Annotated in this window: 17 protein-coding genes; 11 read left to right on the top strand and 6 right to left on the bottom strand. The window is 61.6% G+C overall.

The features are described 5' to 3' along the window. Nucleotide 1 precedes the first annotated feature (1 nt). On the bottom strand, nucleotides 2-1075 hold the full coding sequence (purM, locus tag I554_RS0115895; protein ID WP_024577481.1) for a phosphoribosylformylglycinamidine cyclo-ligase: 1074 nt from the start codon (nucleotides 1073-1075) through the stop codon (nucleotides 2-4). A gap of 174 nt (nucleotides 1076-1249) precedes the next feature. Between purM and I554_RS0115900 the strand changes: the two genes are divergently transcribed. The 6 genes from I554_RS0115900 to I554_RS0115925 all read left to right on the top strand — a co-directional run bounded on the left by I554_RS0115900 (nucleotide 1250) and on the right by I554_RS0115925 (nucleotide 8262). Next, on the top strand, nucleotides 1250-1795 hold the full coding sequence (locus I554_RS0115900) for a CDP-alcohol phosphatidyltransferase family protein (RefSeq protein ID WP_024577480.1): 546 nt from the start codon (nucleotides 1250-1252) through the stop codon (nucleotides 1793-1795). Nucleotides 1796-1850: 55 nt separating this feature from the next. After that, nucleotides 1851-2534, top strand: a complete 684-nt coding sequence (locus I554_RS0115905; protein WP_024577479.1) for a DnaA/Hda family protein — start codon at nucleotides 1851-1853, stop codon at nucleotides 2532-2534. Nucleotides 2535-2661: 127 nt separating this feature from the next. After that, entirely contained in the window at nucleotides 2662-4848 is a 2187-nt protein-coding gene (locus tag I554_RS0115910; protein ID WP_024577478.1) for an RNA degradosome polyphosphate kinase, read from the top strand. A 19-nt stretch (nucleotides 4849-4867) separates the two neighbouring features. Beyond that, on the top strand, nucleotides 4868-6397 hold the full coding sequence (gene ppx / locus I554_RS0115915; RefSeq protein WP_024577477.1) for an exopolyphosphatase: 1530 nt from the start codon (nucleotides 4868-4870) through the stop codon (nucleotides 6395-6397). A gap of 75 nt (nucleotides 6398-6472) precedes the next feature. Further along, complete coding sequence (locus I554_RS0115920; protein ID WP_024577476.1) at nucleotides 6473-7207, top strand: 2OG-Fe(II) oxygenase; 735 nt, start codon at nucleotides 6473-6475, stop codon at nucleotides 7205-7207. Nucleotides 7208-7326: 119 nt separating this feature from the next. Then, entirely contained in the window at nucleotides 7327-8262 is a 936-nt protein-coding gene (locus I554_RS0115925) for a glutaminase (protein ID WP_024577475.1), read from the top strand. A gap of 118 nt (nucleotides 8263-8380) precedes the next feature. Here I554_RS0115925 and I554_RS26445 read toward each other — a convergent pair whose 3' ends face one another. After that, nucleotides 8381-8557, bottom strand: a complete 177-nt coding sequence (locus tag I554_RS26445) for a DUF2735 domain-containing protein (protein WP_081710791.1) — start codon at nucleotides 8555-8557, stop codon at nucleotides 8381-8383. Between the two features lie 452 nt (nucleotides 8558-9009). Between I554_RS26445 and I554_RS0115935 the strand changes: the two genes are divergently transcribed. Together I554_RS0115935 and alkB are read left to right on the top strand one after the other, a co-directional pair. Next, the gene (locus I554_RS0115935; protein WP_024577474.1) at nucleotides 9010-10044 is read left to right on the top strand and encodes a glutamine synthetase beta-grasp domain-containing protein; all 1035 of its coding nucleotides are present in this window, start codon (nucleotides 9010-9012) and stop codon (nucleotides 10042-10044) included. Between the two features lie 147 nt (nucleotides 10045-10191). Continuing rightward, on the top strand, nucleotides 10192-10842 hold the full coding sequence (alkB, locus tag I554_RS0115940) for a DNA oxidative demethylase AlkB (RefSeq protein WP_024577473.1): 651 nt from the start codon (nucleotides 10192-10194) through the stop codon (nucleotides 10840-10842). A gap of 19 nt (nucleotides 10843-10861) precedes the next feature. On the opposite strand, the gene I554_RS0115945 is transcribed toward alkB, so the two are convergent. The 4 genes from I554_RS0115945 to rnd all read right to left on the bottom strand — a co-directional run bounded on the left by I554_RS0115945 (nucleotide 10862) and on the right by rnd (nucleotide 14178). Then, the gene (locus I554_RS0115945; protein WP_024577472.1) at nucleotides 10862-11440 is read right to left on the bottom strand and encodes a TetR/AcrR family transcriptional regulator; all 579 of its coding nucleotides are present in this window, start codon (nucleotides 11438-11440) and stop codon (nucleotides 10862-10864) included. A 17-nt stretch (nucleotides 11441-11457) separates the two neighbouring features. Beyond that, the gene (locus I554_RS0115950) at nucleotides 11458-11913 is read right to left on the bottom strand and encodes a DUF3237 domain-containing protein (protein WP_024577471.1); all 456 of its coding nucleotides are present in this window, start codon (nucleotides 11911-11913) and stop codon (nucleotides 11458-11460) included. Continuing rightward, on the bottom strand, nucleotides 11910-12905 hold the full coding sequence (locus tag I554_RS0115955; RefSeq protein ID WP_024577470.1) for an NADP-dependent oxidoreductase: 996 nt from the start codon (nucleotides 12903-12905) through the stop codon (nucleotides 11910-11912). The genes I554_RS0115950 and I554_RS0115955 overlap by 4 nt, the downstream gene beginning before the upstream one ends. A 124-nt stretch (nucleotides 12906-13029) precedes the next feature. Beyond that, complete coding sequence (rnd, locus tag I554_RS0115960; protein ID WP_024577469.1) at nucleotides 13030-14178, bottom strand: ribonuclease D; 1149 nt, start codon at nucleotides 14176-14178, stop codon at nucleotides 13030-13032. Between the two features lie 168 nt (nucleotides 14179-14346). Here rnd and I554_RS0115965 point away from each other — a divergent pair, with 168 nt between their 5' ends. From I554_RS0115965 to aspS, 3 genes are all read left to right on the top strand, one after another. Further along, nucleotides 14347-14610 carry a hypothetical protein gene (locus tag I554_RS0115965; protein ID WP_024577468.1) on the top strand — a complete coding sequence of 88 codons (264 nt, stop codon included), beginning with the start codon at nucleotides 14347-14349 and terminating at the stop codon, nucleotides 14608-14610. A gap of 111 nt (nucleotides 14611-14721) precedes the next feature. Continuing rightward, entirely contained in the window at nucleotides 14722-15579 is an 858-nt protein-coding gene (locus I554_RS0115970; RefSeq protein WP_024577467.1) for a VOC family protein, read from the top strand. 180 nt (nucleotides 15580-15759) lie between these two features. Continuing rightward, nucleotides 15760-17526, top strand: a complete 1767-nt coding sequence (gene aspS, locus I554_RS0115975; RefSeq protein ID WP_024577466.1) for an aspartate--tRNA ligase — start codon at nucleotides 15760-15762, stop codon at nucleotides 17524-17526. Nucleotides 17527-17665 lie beyond the last annotated feature (139 nt).

Here is a 17665-nt window from a genome sequence, read left to right on the forward strand (position 1 = left end):
CTCAATCCGCCAGGTTGAGGTGGCCGTCGTAGATCACGCGCTCGTCGCCTTGCGTTTCGACTACTTCGCCGAGATCGACCACGCGCTCGCCGTTCTGCGCGAACACGTCCATCACCTCGACGAGCTGGTCGCGCTTGACGATGGCGACCATGCCGATGCCGCAGTTGAACGTGCGCAGCAATTCGAGTTCGGCGATATTGCCCTCGGCCGCCAGCCACTTGAACACGGGAAGAACGGGGACGGCGGCCAGATTGATGCGGACGCCGAGATGTTTCGGCAGCACGCGCGGAATGTTGTCGGTGAAGCCGCCGCCGGTGATGTGCGCGAGACCCTTGACCGCGCCGGTCTGGCGGATCGCGGCGAGGCACGACTTCACATAGAGCTTTGTTGGGGCGAGCAGGGCGCCGCCGAGCGTCATGACGGGCGCGAAAGGTGCCGGCGCGTCGAACGTCACCCCGGATTTCTCGACCACCTTGCGTACCAGCGAGAAGCCGTTGGAGTGAACACCGGACGAGGCGAGGCCGATCACCGCGTCGCCGGGGCCGATGTCCTTGTGCGGCAGCAGGGTGCCGCGCTCCGCTGCTCCCACCGCGAAGCCTGCTAGGTCGTAGTCGCCATCCTTGTAGAGGCCGGGCATTTCTGCGGTCTCGCCGCCGATCAGGGCGCAGCCGGATTCGCGGCAGCCCTCGGCAACGCCTGCCACGATCGAGGCGGTGGCCTCGGGGTCGAGCTTGCCGCAGGCGAAGTAGTCCAGAAAGAAGAGCGGCTCCGCGCCCTGAACCACGAGATCGTTGACCGACATCGCCACGAGGTCGATGCCGATGCCGCCGTGGATGCCGGTCTCGATGGCGATCTTGACCTTGGTGCCGACCCCGTCGGTGGCGGCGACCAGAATGGGGTCCTTGAAGCCGGCGGCCTTGAGATCGAACAGCCCGCCAAATCCGCCGATTTCCGCATCGGCGCCCGCCCGCGCCGTGGCGCGCACCAGCGGCTTGATGAGGTCGACCAGGCGGTTTCCGGCGTCGATATCGACGCCGGCGGATGAATAAGTCAGGCCGGATTTTTGATCGGTCATGCCGGGGATTCCGAGAGTTAGCCGGTGGTTACGTCGGATTTTGCCTTGGCGCAATGGCCGCCGGGCAGGCTGTGCATAGCTAGGAGAAAGGCCCCCGAGCGGTCCGCCGCATCCCCGTATCCTTTGCAAGCCGTCCGGGGCTCGTTAAAACAGGAACAGCCGGGAAAAAGTCGCGTGAATCTACCGAACATCATCACCTTGGGCCGCATCCTGCTGGTGCCGGTCATCGTCTGGGCCATCGCCTCGAACCAGATGACTATCGCCTTTGTGATCTTCGTGGTGGCGGGGGTCAGCGATGCCATCGACGGGTTCCTTGCCAAGCGGTTCAACATGACCACGGAGATCGGCGCGCTGCTCGATCCCGTGGCCGACAAGGCGCTGCTGGTTTCGATCTACGTCACGCTCGGAATCTCGGGCGACATTCCGCGCTGGCTGGTCATTCTTGTGGTGTCGCGTGACTTCATGATCGTCGGCGCGGTGATCATCTCCTGGCTGCTCGACAATCCGGTTCCGATGAAGCCGTTGATGGTCTCGAAACTGAACACCGTGGCGCAGGTGTCGTTCGCCGCCTTGGTGCTGGCCTCGCTCGGTTTCCAGTTCAATGCGTCGCCGTATGAGATCATTCTGGCCGGTTTCGTGACCGTCTTGACGCTGCTTTCGGTGTCCTTCTATCTGGTGGAGTGGGCACGGCACATGAGCGCGACTGCGCCGATTCCGTGATACAACTTCAAAAGCCGCATGTTGCTTCAACCGGACTGCTCGCCGGGAGTATTGCGTGGTAGCTCGCGTCCGTCCTCGTCAGTTGGCCCTTGCGCTGCCGCATGCGGAAAGCCTGACGCGCGATAATTTCCTTGAAGGCTCGGCCAACGCGCAGGCGCTCGCGCTGATCGACGCGTGGCCCGACTGGCCCAACCGCGTGATGATGCTGGTGGGGCCGGAGGGCAGCGGCAAAAGCCATCTTGCGTCGATCTGGGCGGCCGAAGCGGGTGCCCGGTCGGTTGCGGCCCACACACTGACGCCGGCTAACGTACCGGGCGAACTGGCGACTGGCGCGCTGGTCGTGGATGATCTCGACCCGGCGTCTCTCGATGAGCGCGCGCTGTTTCATCTTCTTAATCTGGCGCGTGAAGATGGGGCCCATATCCTGCTGACGGGACGGGTACAGCCGTCGTCATTCGCAGTGACATTGCACGATCTGCGGTCCCGGCTGCGGGCCGTGCCGGTGGTCACGCTGACCCCGCCGGACGACCTGTTGTTCCGGGCGCTGATCGTCAAATTCTGTGCCGACCGCCAGATGATCGTGGATGAGGGGATCGTCAGCTATCTCTCGACCCGTATCGAGCGATCCTTTGCGGCGGCGCGACGGACGGTCGAATTGCTGGACGAGGAGGCGCTGCGGCTGCGCCGGCCGGTGACCCGCGCCCTGGCCGCGGAACTGCTCAAAGACCCTGCGGCCTGATCGAACAGGGCTTGGTCGTTAAGACCTGTTGGCCCATCATGTCATCGAACTGTCACGAGACTGGCACATTGTCTCAGTGGAACGGGCCTAAGGTCCGGACTGATGACACGATATGAGGTCTGACTTCATGGACGCCGCGCAAGCTATTGTTAAAAAAGAAGAAAACGAAGAGATTTCAACCGCGTCGTCGATCGGGTCAAGCCCGGAGCGCTTCATCAACCGCGAACTGTCGTGGCTCCACTTCAACCGCCGCGTGCTGGAAGAGTCGGTCAATCCGAACCACCCGATGCTGGAGCGGGTCCGGTTCCTGTCGATTTCCGCCAATAACCTTGATGAATTCTTCATGGTCCGCGTCGCGGGCCTCAAGGCACAGATCCGTGAAGGCATCACCGAGCGCAGCCCGGACGGCTCGACGCCCACCGAGCAGCTGGCCAAGATCAACGAGACCGTCTCGAAGCTTGCAAGCGACCAGCAGACAATCTGGCGCGATCTGCGCGGCGGCCTGTCCGAGGTCGGGATCGTCTTGGTCGATGGGAAGGACGTCACCAAGGCCGAAAGCGCCTGGATCGAGGACCACTTCCTTCACAACATCTTCCCGCTGCTGACGCCGCTCGCGATCGATCCGGCGCATCCGTTCCCGTTCATCCCAAGTCTCGGCTTCACCATCGCGCTGCATCTGGCGCGGGTTTCCGACGGCAAGGCGATGAATGCGCTGATCCGCATGCCGGGTAAGATCGATCGCTTTATCCGTTTGCCCGCAGGCAAGGACGGCTCGGTGCGTCTCATCACGCTTGAACAGGCCACGGCGCTGTTCATTGGCCGTCTGTTCCCCGGCTATGTGGTCAAGGGTGAGGGCGCGTTCCGCATCATCCGCGACTCCGAACTGGAAATCGAGGAAGAGGCCGAGGATCTCGTTCGCCTGTTCGAGTCGGCGCTGAAGCGCCGCCGCCGCGGGTCGGTGATCCGCCTCGAAATCGAAGCCACCATGCCGGATGATCTCCGCGCTTTCGTGCAGCGCGCACTGTCGACACCTGACGATGACGTGCTGCTTGTCGATGGCGTGCTCGCTATGAACGAACTGTCGCAACTGACTCGGCTCGATCGTCCTGATCTCGAGTTCACGCCCTATGTGCCGCGCCATCCCGAGCGCGTTCGCGATCATGGCGGCGATATCTTTGCCGCGATCCGCCAGAAGGATCTCGTCGTCCATCATCCCTATGAATCGTTCGACGTCGTCGTGCAGTTCCTGCAACAGGCGGCGCGCGATCCCGATGTCGTCGCGATCAAGCAGACGCTGTATCGCACATCACGCGATTCACCGATCGTACGGACGCTTGCCGAAGCCGCCGAAGCCGGAAAGTCGGTGACGGCGCTGGTCGAACTGAAGGCGCGGTTCGACGAGGAAGCCAACATCCGCTGGGCGCGTGATCTTGAACGCGCGGGCGTGCAGGTGGTCTACGGGTTCCTCGAGCTCAAGACTCACGCCAAGCTGTCGCTGGTGGTGCGCCGGGAAGGCACGGGGCTGACGACTTATGTTCATGCCGGGACAGGCAACTATCATCCGGTCACCGCGCGCATCTACACGGACCTGTCGTACTTCACGTCCGACCCGGTGATCGCGCGCGATGCGGCGCGCGTCTTCAATTACATCACCGGCTATGCGGAGCCGCGCGACATCGAGAAGATGGGCGTGTCGCCGCTCACGCTGCGCAAGCGGATGCTCGAGCACATTCACGGCGAGGCGAATTTCGCCCGTCATGGAAAGCCGGCGGCGATCTGGCTGAAGATGAACTCGCTGGTCGATCCCGAGATCATCGACGCGCTTTATGAGGCATCGCAGGCCGGTGTCTCGATCGATCTGGTGATCCGCGGAATTTGCTGTTTGCGTCCCGGTGTTCCCGGACTTTCGGAGAACATCCGGGTCAAATCGATCATCGGCCGGTTCCTGGAACACGGGCGAATCTACTGCTTCGGCATGGGGCACGGCCTGCCGAGCGCCAAGGCCGCTGTGTATATTTCGTCCGCGGACATGATGCCCCGCAATCTCGACCGCCGCGTCGAGGTGCTGTGTCCGCTGCAAAATCCTACGGTTCATCAGCAGGTTCTCGAACAAATCATGGTCGCGAACCTCAAGGATAACGAGCAGAGCTGGCAGTTGTTGCCGGATGGGTCGTCAACGCGTATGAAGGCCGCGAAGGGCGAGGAACCTTTCAACGTGCACGATTACTTCATGACGAATCCGAGTCTGTCAGGCCGTGGAAAGTCGCTTAAAGAATCTTCGCCACGCCGTCTTACGCGCCGTTCGGAGCGTTAGTGGTTCGAAGAACGAATCCGTGAGCCCGGCACTCGTTCGCGAGCGGCCTCGTGCTGCGCGCAAGCCATCGAAGAGCGTCGCGGTCATCGACATCGGATCGAACTCCGTCCGTCTTGTTGTCTACGAGGACAAGACGCGCAATCTCGCACCGATCTTCAACGAGAAAACACTTTGCGGTCTCGGCCGCGAAGTGCAGTCGACCGGATTGCTGGCGGCAGACGCCGTCGAAAAGGCGCTGGCGGCGCTGAAGCGCTTCAAGGCGCTCTGCAAGATCATGAAGGTCGGCGAGGTCCACGCGATCGCCACTGCAGCTTGCCGCGACGCGACCAACGGGCCGGACTTCATCGCCAAGGCCGAGCGCATCTGCGGCTGTCCCATCAATATCCTGTCGGGCGCGCGAGAAGCGAAGCTGTCTGCGCTCGGCGTCGCGTCGGGCGTCTACAAGCCGGACGGCATCGTCGGCGATCTCGGCGGCGGTTCGCTCGAACTCATCGATGTGCGCGGCCAGCGCATTCGCTCAGGCACGACACTGCCGCTCGGCGGCCTCGCGTTGCAGGATGCGTCGCAGAAATCGCTGAAGAAGGCGGAGCGTATCGTGGCAGCCGGGCTGACCGGGTTGCCGCAGCTCAAGGCCGGCGCGGGCCGGACGTTCTATGCGGTCGGCGGCACATGGCGCGCGCTGGCACGCATCCACATCATCCAGAGCGGCTATCCGCTGCACGTGATGCACGGCTACACCATTCCGGCGGCTGACGCGCTGGACTTTGTACGGCGGCTTCGCCGTCTGGCCGCAAGCAATACGCTCGCCGACATCGAGACCGTGGCCGATGCCCGCCGCCCGCTGCTGACCTATGCGGCGCTGGTGCTCGAATACATCATCCGCGTCGCGAAGCCAAAGAACATCGTGTTCTCGACCTACGGCGTTCGCGAAGGATTGCTCTATGAGATGCTGCCTGAAAAGGAGCAGCAGAAAGACGGGCTGATCGCCACGGCGCAGACCATGAACGAACTGCGCGCGCGTTCGCCGCGCCACGCCGACGATCTGATCGTGTGGACCGACAAGCTGTTCAGGGTCGCGGGCTTGCGCGAAAGCGACGACGAGAAGCGGCTACGTCATGCGGCGTGCTGGCTGTCCGACGCAGCCTGGCGGGCCCATCCGGATCATCGCGGCGAGCAATCGCTCGATTTCATCATCAACGGAAATTTCGGCGCGGTGACTCACGAGGGCAGGGTGTTTCTCGCGCTCGCGGCCTACTATCGCTACGCCGGATTGAACGAGGAGAACGAGGCGCCGCAAGCCGTGCGCGCGCTCATTCCGCCCGCGATGGTCGATCGCGCGCGCCTGATCGGGGCCGCATTCCGCGTGGCCTTCATGATCTCCGCGGCCCAGCGCGGCGTGCTGCCGCACACGCATTTCCGCAATCAGGGCCGCAAGCTCATCCTGGCGTTCGACAAGCGGGCCGCAGATCTTGCCGCCGACCGCGTCACCAATCGCTTCAAGCAGCTCGCGCGTCTGATCGGGCGCACTGCCATGATCGTGAAGCCGTAGTTCCATCCCGCCGGAAATCGGGTGGAAGGCCTGTCGCTATTGAATTAGTTCGGGGCATCAGACAGGAGCCCGAACATGGTCGCAGCAGCAAAAGTCAGAACACCGGCGTCGCCGGCGCGTGTCGAGGCGATGGACTGGCCTAACCTCACGACACATCTCGACGGCAATGGCTGGGCGGTGCTGCCGCGGCTGCTGTCACCCGATGAATGCGGTTCGCTCGTCGGTCTCTACGGCGAGGACGGTATCTTCCGCAGCCACATCATCATGGCTCGCCACGGCTTCGGGCGCGGCGAGTACAAGTATTTTTCCTATCCTCTGCCGGATATCATCTCGGCATTGCGGACGGCGCTGTATCCGCAACTGGCGCCGATCGCCAACCGCTGGAACGAGTCGATGGGAATCGACGTGCGTTATCCTGCGGAGCATGGCGATTTCATCAAGCGCTGCCACAAGGCCGGGCAGACGCGGCCGACGCCGCTGCTGCTCCAGTACAACGCGGGCGACTACAATTGCCTGCATCAGGACCTGTACGGCGAGCATGTGTTTCCGTTGCAGGTTGCGATCCTGCTGTCGGAACCGGAGCGCGATTTCACCGGCGGGGAATTCGTGCTGACGGAGCAGCGTCCGCGCATGCAGTCACGCGCGGCGGTGGTGCCATTGAAGCAGGGCGATGCTGTCGTGTTCGCGGTCCATCGCCGCCCGGTTCAGGGCACGCGCGGGACTTATCGCGTTAATCTGCGCCATGGCGTCAGCCAGCTCCGGTCGGGGCACCGGCATACGGTCGGCATCATTTTCCACGACGCAAAATAGAGACGGGATCTGGGAGGCTGCGCGTGAGCGCTTTTGGCGCGATTGTCGCGTTGGCACGGTTGTCGCATATGACCACGTTCGATAAGACCGTGAGTCTGCAATCGGAAGCCGAAGCCGAAATGAGCAATGCCACTTTAGATCGCGTCGTCAAGGAAATCGCCGGCGAGATGATGGAACGAAAGGATCGCGGAGAAGTCGCGACCTATATTCCCGAACTGGCGGGTGTCGATGTCAATGCGTTCGGCCTGGTGGTGGTCGATTCCAGCGGGCATGTCGCGGCAGGCGGCGATGCCGACACGTCGTTTTCGATTCAAAGCATTTCCAAGGTGTTCACATTCACGCTCGCATTGGGCATGATCGGCGACAAGCTGTGGCAGCGGGTGGGGCGCGAGCCGTCGGGCAGTCCGTTCAACTCCATCGTTCAGCTTGAGCGGGAACGCGGTATCCCGCGCAATCCTTTCATCAATGCCGGCGCGATTGCCGTGACGGATGCCATACTGTCCGGGCATCAGCCTCGGGAAACGCTGGGCGAAATCCTCAGATTCATGCAGTTCCTCTCGGGCGACTCCTCGATCAAGATCGATGAGTCCGTCGCTGCATCCGAGCAGCGCACCGGTTTTCGCAATATCGCGCTCGGCAATTACATGAAGTCGTTCGGGGTTATCGAAAATCCTGTGGAACTGACGCTCGGCGTCTATTTCCATCAATGCGCTATCGCCATGTCGTGCCGCCAGCTTGCGATGGCGGGGCGGTTTCTCGCGCACTCGGGTCGCAATCCGTCGACCGGATTTCTGGTCGTTCCGCCGGAGCGGGCGCGGCGCATCAACGCCGTGATGCTGACATGCGGGCACTACGACGGCTCTGGAGAGTTCGCCTATCGGGTCGGTCTGCCTGGAAAGAGCGGTGTCGGCGGGGGCATCCTGGCCATTGCGCCGGGCAAGGCTTCCATTGCGGTCTGGTCGCCAGGCCTCGATGCCAACGGCAACTCCCGGCTTGGCCGCGATGCGCTTGAAACTCTCAGCAAGCGGATGGGCTGGTCGATCTTCGGTGCGTAACGGGCAGGGCACACGCCCAAAGTAAAAGGGCCGAAGCGCTATGCTTCGACCCTTTATTTGACTTCGCAAATCTCCACCGGGCGGTCAGGCCACCCGGGCGTCGTACAGGCGGACGGCATCAGTGCTCGCTGCCGCGCTTGGTCTCTTCGATAGCGGCTTCGTGGTACCAGCCGCTGCCAGAGACCGCGTAGTCGAGCATGGGCTTGGCGGGCTCGGTCCGGCTGCTGAGTGCCGCACGGCCGCCCACAGGGAATTGGTAGATCTTGGCCGTCGGCTGGGTCGAATTAGGTGTCATTCCAGTCTCCTCTCGTTGCGATCTCGTCGCGTGGAGGTCTAATGTAAGAGGAACGCACGTCTTTTGCGCGGTTTGCCCTATAAAAAGCAGGCAAATGCATACAATTTGCGCACCTTGGATTCTGCGCCTTCACTCAGCATGCGCCTGAAACCTTAACGCTCTCGCACTTGAAGGGTTTCCCGTTTCCGGCGACTTGAATCGTGCCGCCGCGAAAGAAGGCAGGCATTGAAATTGATGACAAAACGCGCACAGGGCGGCGCATGGCTTGCGAATCACCTGACGGGAATCGTCCGGCTGGGGGCGGCGGGCTGGCCAACCGGCTGCCCGGCCTTGGGCAGACAGTTGGCACGTTAAATGCTTATTAACGGGCGCAGCCGTTTGCGGCCGGACCCTCCGGCGGCTAAATCGGCCGGGAACTTAGCAACGCAATCGTTCACTCACGAGAGATCGAAATGACCAAATACAAGCTCGAGTACATCTGGCTCGATGGCTATACGCCGACCCCGAACCTTCGCGGGAAAACCCAGATCAAGGAATTCGATGCGTTTCCGACTCTCGAGCAGCTCCCGTTGTGGGGCTTCGACGGAAGCTCGACCCAGCAGGCTGAAGGCCACAGCTCGGATTGCGTGCTGAAGCCGGTTGCTGTTTACCCGGACACGACGCGCATCAACGGCGCACTGGTGATGTGCGAAGTCATGATGCCCGACGGCAAGACCCCGCACGCGTCCAACAAGCGCGCCACCATTCTCGATGACGCCGGCGCATGGTTCGGCTTCGAGCAGGAATACTTCTTTTACAAGGACGGCCGCCCGCTCGGCTTCCCGACGGAAGGTTATCCGGCTCCGCAGGGCCCGTACTACACCGGCGTCGGCTACAAGAACGTCGGCTCGGTCGCCCGCGAGATCGTCGAAGAGCACCTCAACCTGTGTCTCGCCGCCGGCATCAACCACGAAGGCATCAACGCCGAAGTGGCGAAGGGCCAGTGGGAATTCCAGATCTTCGGCAAGGGCTCCAAGAAGGCCGCTGACGAAATGTGGATCGCGCGTTACCTGCTTCTCCGCCTCACCGAGAAGTACGGCATCGATATCGAATTCCACTGCAAGCCGCTCGGCGATACCGACTGGAACGGCTCGGGCATGCATGCCAACTTCTCGACCGAGTACATGCGCACGGTCGGCGGCAAGGATTACTTCGAAGCTCTGATGAAGCAGTTCGACAAGAACCTGATGGATCACATCGCCGTCTACGGCCCGGACAACGACAAGCGTCTGACCGGTAAGCACGAGACCGCGCCTTGGAACAAGTTCAGCTACGGGGTTGCCGATCGCGGTGCCTCGATCCGCGTTCCGCACTCCTTCGTCAACAACGATTACAAGGGCTATCTGGAAGACCGCCGCCCGAACTCGCAGGGCGACCCCTACCAGATCGCTTCGCAGATCCTGAAGACGATCTCGGAAGTTCCGACCTCGAAGAAGGCTGCGGCCTAAGGTTCCTCGGGTTCAAATCAAACCGGGCGGAAGCGCAAGCTTCCACCCGGTTTGTTTTTATAGACAGCAATTTCCGGGAATCGGGTGGAAGCATCGCCTTGAATCGGTTGAAGTGGAGCAGGAGGCCGCGCTGTTCACTTGGAACCGATGATGCGTGATCTGTTCGACGGCGATGTTGCGGAACTGCGCGATGTGCAACTCGCGCCGGGTGCGATGCTGCTCGCGGGCTTTGCACGGCCGCTGGAAGCTCCCCTGATCGAAGCGGTGCACACAATCATCGAACGCGCGCCGTTCCGCCATCTCGTGACGCCCGGAGGACACCGGATGTCGGTAGCCATGACCAATTGCGGAAGAGTTGGCTGGGTCAGCGATCGCACTGGCTATCGCTATGATCCCATCGATCCGGAAAGCGGTCGGCCTTGGCCGCCCATGCCGGTTGTGTTTGCGGAGATCGCGGGGCAAGCCGCAGCGAAGGCGGGCTTCGCCGATTTTCGCCCTGATGCGTGTCTCATCAATCGCTACGAGCCCGGCGCAAAGTTGTCATTGCATCAGGACAAGGACGAACTGGATTTTGACGCGCCGATTGTTTCGGTCTCGCTGGGTCTGCCTGCCATGTTTCTGTTCGGCGGCCAGAGCCGGTCGGACAAGACCATGCGCTACCGGCTGGTGCATGGCGACGTGGTGGCGTGGGGTGGGCCGTCGCGGCTGGCCTATCACGGCGTGATGCCGCTCGCCGACGGTGAGCATCCGTTGCTCGGTGCGCAGCGGATCAATCTGACGTTTAGAAAGACGCGCTGAACGTGTGTCGCGCCATCCGTCATCGCAACATCCCGTCGAAGATCGCAGCATCGAATTGCGCATAAGCGCTGCCGTCCTTGTCGACTTTGGCGCGCAGAACGGTTCCCTCCCATGCGTTCAGCATAAATGCCGAGACAGCGGAGGGATCGAGATCGTTGCGAAGCGCACCGGATTGCTTCGCTTCGCGAAGGCAATCTTCGATGGCGCCCGTCCAGGCTTTCAAAATCTCGGCGAGCCGGTCTCGCACCGCTGGGCTGTGGTCGGCTAGCTCAAGACTAAAATTGCCGATGAGGCAGCCTTTCGAGTATCCCTGCTCGGTAGAGATAGCGAAAAGCGACTGGAAGTAACGCCGCAGGCGCTCGATCGGCGGAATGCTCGCATCACGCAAGATCGGCATCTTGGTCAGTGCGCCTTGCCAATAGCGATCAAGCGCCGCGATCCCCAACACTTCCTTGCTTTCGAAGTGATTGTAGAACGATCCCTTCGGCACGCCGGCCGCATCTGTGATGTCCTGAACGCCGGAGCCGTTGAAGCCCTGACGGTGCAGCACTTCAAGGCCGGCGGCGACAATCCTGTCCTTTACATTCGGTTTGGGCATCGTCGTTGATTCTTCCCTTAGGTAACTTCGTAGATGTCGTAGTGCAGGTCGCGCGAACCCTCCTGCAGCAGCGCCTTTCCAACACCCTGAACGGCATTGAGCCAGGCATAGCGGGGATCGCCGGTGTCGAAACGCGGAGCGATATAAATCTTCCGCGTTCCGTCGATCTGGCGTTGCATGCGGCCATTGTACTGCATGAAGATCAATGCACCGTCATCAGTTTCGAGCGTGGCGCGCACGTCGAGCGTGCCGATAGTGCCGTCGGCCGACAGTGTCAGCCAGTCGGCGGTCGCGTGGCCTTTCATGTGTGCGGAGAGGCGCGCACCCGTGATCTTGAGCGACACTGCCTCGAGAATTGATCTCGTGCCCGTCGGCGTATTCGGCAGCACGAGAGGTTCGGCGAGACGTGCATCCACCCTGCACAGAGGCGTCAAGCTGACGTTTGGCGTCTCCGCGCTGTGGTGCGTGCTCATGCGACCTGAACCAGCGTCTTGCCGAAGTTCTTTCCCTGCAACATCCCGATGAAAGCATTCGGGGCATACTCGAGACCCGTCGTTATATCATTGCGGGTTGTCAGCTTGCCCTGACCCACCAGCGTTGCCATTTCTCCGATTGCTTTTGGAATGTGGAGACGATGGTCCGAGATGATGAAGCCGCGCATGTTGACGCGCTGTTTCAGGACCTTGGTCAGGTCGGGGCCGGGCAGGGGCTTTGTAAGGTTGTAATGTGCGCTCAGTCCACACACGACGATGCGCGCGCTGGCATTGAGAAGTGGCCAAATTGCATCGAGCACGTCGCCTCCGACGTTCTCGAAATCGATATCAATACCGTTGGGGCAGGCATCCGCGAGGCGTGCGGCGAATTCGGAGACCTTGTAATCGACGCATGCATCGAAACCGAGTTCGTTGACGACGTAGGCGCATTTCTCCGGCCCGCCAGCGATGCCGACCACTCTCAGGCCTTGAGCCTTTGCCAACTGGCCGACAAGACTGCCGACGGCGCCTGCGGCAGAAGACACGACAAGCGTCTCACCTGTGGCCGGATGTCCAAGCTCAAACAGGCCGTAGTGTGCGGTCCAGCCGGGCAGGCCCATTGGGCCGAGCCACGCCGCGTCGGGCAGAGCAGGATTGATCTTCCTCACATCAGGTGCTTGGGCGATCGCATAGTCCTGCCAGCCTCCCGTCAGGAAAACCTTCTCGCCGGGATCGAAAGCGGGGTCGTTGCTCGTTACGACTTCGCCGACCGTATGAGCCGTCATCACCTGCCCAAGCTCGACCGGCGCCATGTAGGACTTTCCGTCATCCATCCGTCCGCGCATGTACGGATCAAGTGACAGCAACTGATTGCGGACGAGAACCTGACCAAGCCCCGGCTCAGGGCGTTCTTTCTCGACCAGTTGGAAATCATCGAGGGTCGGCATTCCACTGGGACGGCGCTTGAGCAGGATTTGGCGGTTCTTAGGCATCTGGACCTCCTGAGGGGATGTCCAATTCATAATATGACCGGTCGTCTTAAGTCAATAACCTGTTTATTTGCAGTGGATTATGCTGGGAGCGTCGCATCCGAACGCATTGTAAATGCTGAAGCTTTTACTCGCGATCGACCCGCACCACGCGGCCCTTGTCGATGGCGAGCGCAAGGCGGCCTTTCTTGAGCGCCAGAGCCGCTTCGCCGAACAGTTCGCGGCGCCAGCCGTGCAGGGCGCCGACGTCGGCGTTATCGTCGGCGGCGATCTGTTCGAGATCGTCCACAGTAGCGATCACCTTGCTGGCGACGGCGTGACGTTCGGACGTCATGCGCAGCAGAACCTTCAGCAGTTCAACCGTCGCACCGCCATTGGCATTGCCGCGCGGCTTGTCGAGCTTCGGCAACTTCGTCAGATCACGCGCAATTCCGCGCTTCACGGCGGCAAGGATATCCTGACCCCATTTCGATTTGTCGAAGCCCTTCGGCAGCGAGCGAAGACCGGCAAGCCGCTCGAGGCTGGTGGGCGCGTGAGTCGCGATATCGCCGATGGCATCATCCTTCAGAACACGCGAGCGCGGCACGTCGCGGCTCTGCGCTTCCTGTTCGCGCCACGCTGCGACTTCCATCAGCACCGCGAGTTCTTTCGGCTTGCGGACGCGGGTCTTGAGGCGCTCCCATGCGCGCTCCGGATGGAAGTCATAGGTCTTCGGCGAGGTGAGGACGTCCATCTCCTCACTGACCCATTCGCTGCGGCCGCGCTTCTTGAGGTCGGCATCGAGCGCTGCGAACACATCGCGCAGATGTGTAACGTCAGCGACAGCATACACGATTTGATCCTGCGTCAGTGGGCGATGCGACCAGTCGGTGAAGCGATGGGTTTTATCGGGACGATGACCGGTAATTCGCTCGACGAGCTGGTCATAGGCAATGGAGTCGCCGTAGCCGAGCACCATGGCCGCAACCTGCGTGTCGAACACCGGATGCGGAATGATATTGGCGCGGTGGAAAATGATCTCGATGTCCTGCCGGGCGGCATGGAACACTTTCAGCACGCTCTCGTTGGCCATCAGGTCGAAGAACGGCTTGAGGTCGATGCCCTCGGCGAGTGCGTCGATCACGACGGCCTCATCCGCGCTGGCCATCTGCACGACGCAGAGCAACGGGTAGTAGGTGGTTTCGCGCAAAAACTCGGTATCGACAGTGATGACGCGGTGTTTGGCGAGGCGGCTGCAGGCGGCGGCGAGTTCGTCCGTGGTGGTAATCATTTCCATGCGGGGGTTATGAACGCCTTGAACGGAATTTTCCATGCGAAAATCGCCCGATCGGGCAGGTTCATAGGTCATGGCAGGGGACATTTTTTGCTGCGGCTGAACCGGGCAGGCCGAATGTGCGACCAAGGGATATTGCCGCAACGCATTATTTCAGAAGGGCTGAGGGCCATGGCCGGAAAATCTCTCATTGGCGCCGGAGCTGCGTTTCTTCTGGCCGCATTGGTTCCCGCCATAGCCGAGGCGAACAATCTCAACGTCAACACCGGCGGCGTGCACATTCCGATCCGGCCTCACGTCAACCTCAACGCCACGATCAATGTCGGCGTGAAGGCCCGGACGTTTCACGACATCGATCTCTCCGAGACGTGTCGCGCCGACGAGCGAATCAAGGTCAAAGGCAAGCGGGAATGGCGCTGCCGCCAGGATCGATAACAAACATTCCGCAATGTGAAATTCAGAGGTGGCATGCGCGGCGGCAAGGGGGCTGCATTGTGTGCCTGAGTGTGGTGAGGTGCGGCTCCACATGCGGGCCCTGTCACCATCATGATTACTAAACTTGATCACGCCGTCGTCCTGGTCCGCGATATCGAGGCTGGCGTTGCCGGCTATCAAACGCTGCTAGGTCGTGCGCCAGCATGGCGCGCGCAAAGCGATGGTGCAGCCACCGCGATCTTCGTGCTCGGCAACACATCGCTTGAACTGATGGCGCCCGCGGGCGAGGGCGAAGCTGCGGACCGCGTGCGCGCCGCGCTCGACAAGCAGGGCGAAGGGCTCGCCAGTCTGGCTTTTGAAGTTGGCGACATCGAAAAAGCGCACCATCGCCTGACGCGACTTGGTCTTGCGCCTGAAGCTATCAGCGATGGCGCGAGCACGAACCTAGCCTCGGGCCGTACGCTGACATGGAAGCGCACCCGCGCGTCGGCGGAATCCACCCACGGCATCCGGCTGTTCTTTCTTCAGCGGAATGAGCGGCTGAGCCAGTCGCCTGAGACGGCATCGGCACCGGTCGATATGCTTGATCACCTCGTGATCGCAACGCCTGATCCCGAGCGAACCGCAGCGCTTTACGGCGCTCGGCTCGGGCTCGACATGAAGCTCGACCGGACCATCGAGGCACTGCAGACGCGCTTCCTGTTCTTCAGGACCGGCGGTCTGGTGTTCGAGGTGATCCATCGCTTCAAGGACGGCCGGAGCGACGGACCTGACAAGATCTACGGCGTCTCATGGCGTGTGGCAGACGTGGCGGCGACCCGATCCCGGCTTGAACAGGCGGGTCTGGAGGTGTCCGAACTGCGGGAGGGCCGCAAGCCGGGGACGCAGGTTTTCACGGTGCGGACCGGGACCTTTGGCGTCCCGACCATCGTGATCCAGCAGGACAAGCGCGAGGCTGGCGACAGTTAATGGCCGGTCTGCACGTCCGGCAGCCCGTGCATTGTTTTTATTAAGCTTTTTCCCGCCATACGGGAGCTTATCCGGCACCATCCGGTTGCCGCGTTCCCTTCGCTCGGGTAAACCCTGCGCGCGCGCATCCGCGCCGATATCCCTTGATTCTGCCCTCTGACGCCGTTTTCCAGGATTTCCATGCACCGTTATCGTTCCCACACCTGCGGCGCCCTCCGCGATTCCGACATTGGCCAGGAGGTCCGGCTGTCCGGCTGGTGTCACCGTATCCGCGACCATGGTGGACTGCTGTTCATCGATCTGCGCGACCACTACGGAATGACGCAATGCGTGGTCGATCCGGATTCGAAGGCTTTCGGTCTCGCCGAGAAGCTGCGTGCCGAGTGGGTGGTGAAGATCGACGGCAAGGTGCGCCGCCGCCCCGAGGGCACTGACAATCCTGAACTGCCGACCGGCACCGTCGAAATCTTCATCAACGAGATCGAAGTGCTGGGCGAGGCAGGCGAATTGCCGATGCCTGTGTTCGGCGATCAGGAATACCCCGAGGAAATCCGGCTCAAGTACCGCTTCCTCGACCTTCGCCGCGAGAAGCTGCACCAGAACATCATGACCCGCGGCGCCATCGTCGACTCGATGCGTGCGCGGATGAAGAAGGCCGGATTCTTCGAATTCCAGACGCCGATCCTCACGGCGTCGTCGCCGGAAGGCGCGCGCGACTTCCTGGTGCCGTCGCGCATTCATCCCGGCAAGTTCTACGCGCTGCCGCAGGCGCCGCAGCAGTACAAGCAACTGCTGATGATGTCGGGCTTCGACCGTTACTTCCAGATCGCGCCGTGCTTCCGCGACGAAGACCCGCGCGCCGATCGTCTGCCCGGCGAGTTCTATCAGCTCGATTTGGAGATGAGCTTCGTCACGCAGGAAGACGTGTTCGCGGCGATGGAGCCGGTCATCACCGGCGTGTTCGAGGAGTTCGCCAACGGCAAGCCGGTCACCAAGAAGTGGCCGCGCATTCCATTCGCCGAAGCGCTGCGCAAGTACGGCACCGACAAGCCGGACCTGCGCAATTCTCTGGTGATGCAGGATGTGTCCGAACACTTCCGCGGTTCGGGATTCAAGGTGTTCGCACGCATGCTCGAAGACGCGACCAATCAGGTCTGGGCGATCCCCGGACCGGGCGGCGGTTCGCGGGCCTTCTGCGACCGCATGAATTCGTGGGCGCAGGGCGAAGGTCAGCCGGGCCTCGGCTACATTATGTGGCGCGAAGGCGGAGAGGGCGCAGGCCCGCTCGCGAACAACATCGGCCCTGAGCGCACCGCTGCGATCCGCGAGCAGCTCGGCCTCAAGGAGGGCGATGCCGCGTTCTTCGTCGCCGGCGATCCGTCGAAGTTCTGGAAGTTCGCAGGCCTCGCACGCACGAAGCTCGGCGAAGAGCTGAACCTGATCGACAAGGACCGGTTCGAGCTTGCGTGGATTGTCGACTTCCCGATGTACGAGTACAACGAGGAAGACAAGAAGGTCGACTTCTCGCACAATCCGTTCTCGATGCCGCAGGGCGGTCTCGAGGCGCTGGAGACGCAGGACCCGCTGACCATCAAGGCATTCCAGTACGACATCGCCTGCAACGGTTACGAGATCGCGTCGGGCGGCATCCGCAACCATCGCCCTCAGGCGATGGTGAAGGCGTTCGAGATCGCGGGCTATGGCGAAGAAACGGTCATTGAACGTTTCGGCGGCATGTATCGCGCGTTCCAGTATGGCGCACCACCGCATGGCGGCATGGCGGCTGGTGTCGATCGCATTGTCATGTTGCTTTGCGGTACGAACAACCTGCGCGAAATCTCGCTGTTCCCGATGAACCAGCGTGCTGAAGATCTGCTCATGGGCGCGCCATCAGAGGTGTCGCTCAAGCAGTTGCGCGAACTTCATATCAGGCTCAATCTGCCCTAGTGCGGTGGTTCGCAAGTCCGCATCATTCTGCGGCGTGCTCTTTTGCGGACTTGCGAACCGAAACCGCACTGGAATTATAATTTCTAGTGTCCCTTTGAATCCGAAGTTCGTTATGGAACGCGCTGCTAAAATGATGCGA

This window comes from Afipia sp. OHSU_II-C1 (assembly GCF_000497575.1).
In the GTDB taxonomy this organism is placed as follows: domain Bacteria; phylum Pseudomonadota; class Alphaproteobacteria; order Rhizobiales; family Xanthobacteraceae; genus Afipia.

Bases quoted from the DNA above. Each gene is read 5' to 3' on its own strand.
- I554_RS0115910 (WP_024577478.1), top strand. From the start codon at position 2,662: ATGGACGCCGCGCAAGCTATTGTTAAAAAAGAAGAAAACGAAGAGATT.
- I554_RS0115970 (WP_024577467.1), top strand. From the start codon at position 14,722: ATGATTACTAAACTTGATCACGCCGTCGTCCTGGTCCGCGATATCGAG.
- purM (WP_024577481.1), bottom strand. From the start codon at position 1,075: ATGACCGATCAAAAATCCGGCCTGACTTATTCATCCGCCGGCGTCGAT.
- I554_RS0115935 (WP_024577474.1), top strand. From the start codon at position 9,010: ATGACCAAATACAAGCTCGAGTACATCTGGCTCGATGGCTATACGCCG.
- I554_RS26445 (WP_081710791.1), bottom strand. From the start codon at position 8,557: ATGACACCTAATTCGACCCAGCCGACGGCCAAGATCTACCAATTCCCT.
- I554_RS0115950 (WP_024577471.1), bottom strand. From the start codon at position 11,913: ATGAGCACGCACCACAGCGCGGAGACGCCAAACGTCAGCTTGACGCCT.
- I554_RS0115925 (WP_024577475.1), top strand. From the start codon at position 7,327: ATGAGCAATGCCACTTTAGATCGCGTCGTCAAGGAAATCGCCGGCGAG.
- aspS (WP_024577466.1), top strand. From the start codon at position 15,760: ATGCACCGTTATCGTTCCCACACCTGCGGCGCCCTCCGCGATTCCGAC.
- I554_RS0115955 (WP_024577470.1), bottom strand. From the start codon at position 12,905: ATGCCTAAGAACCGCCAAATCCTGCTCAAGCGCCGTCCCAGTGGAATG.
- I554_RS0115920 (WP_024577476.1), top strand. From the start codon at position 6,473: ATGGTCGCAGCAGCAAAAGTCAGAACACCGGCGTCGCCGGCGCGTGTC.
- I554_RS0115945 (WP_024577472.1), bottom strand. From the start codon at position 11,440: ATGCCCAAACCGAATGTAAAGGACAGGATTGTCGCCGCCGGCCTTGAA.
- I554_RS0115965 (WP_024577468.1), top strand. From the start codon at position 14,347: ATGGCCGGAAAATCTCTCATTGGCGCCGGAGCTGCGTTTCTTCTGGCC.
- rnd (WP_024577469.1), bottom strand. From the start codon at position 14,178: ATGGAAATGATTACCACCACGGACGAACTCGCCGCCGCCTGCAGCCGC.
- alkB (WP_024577473.1), top strand. From the start codon at position 10,192: ATGATGCGTGATCTGTTCGACGGCGATGTTGCGGAACTGCGCGATGTG.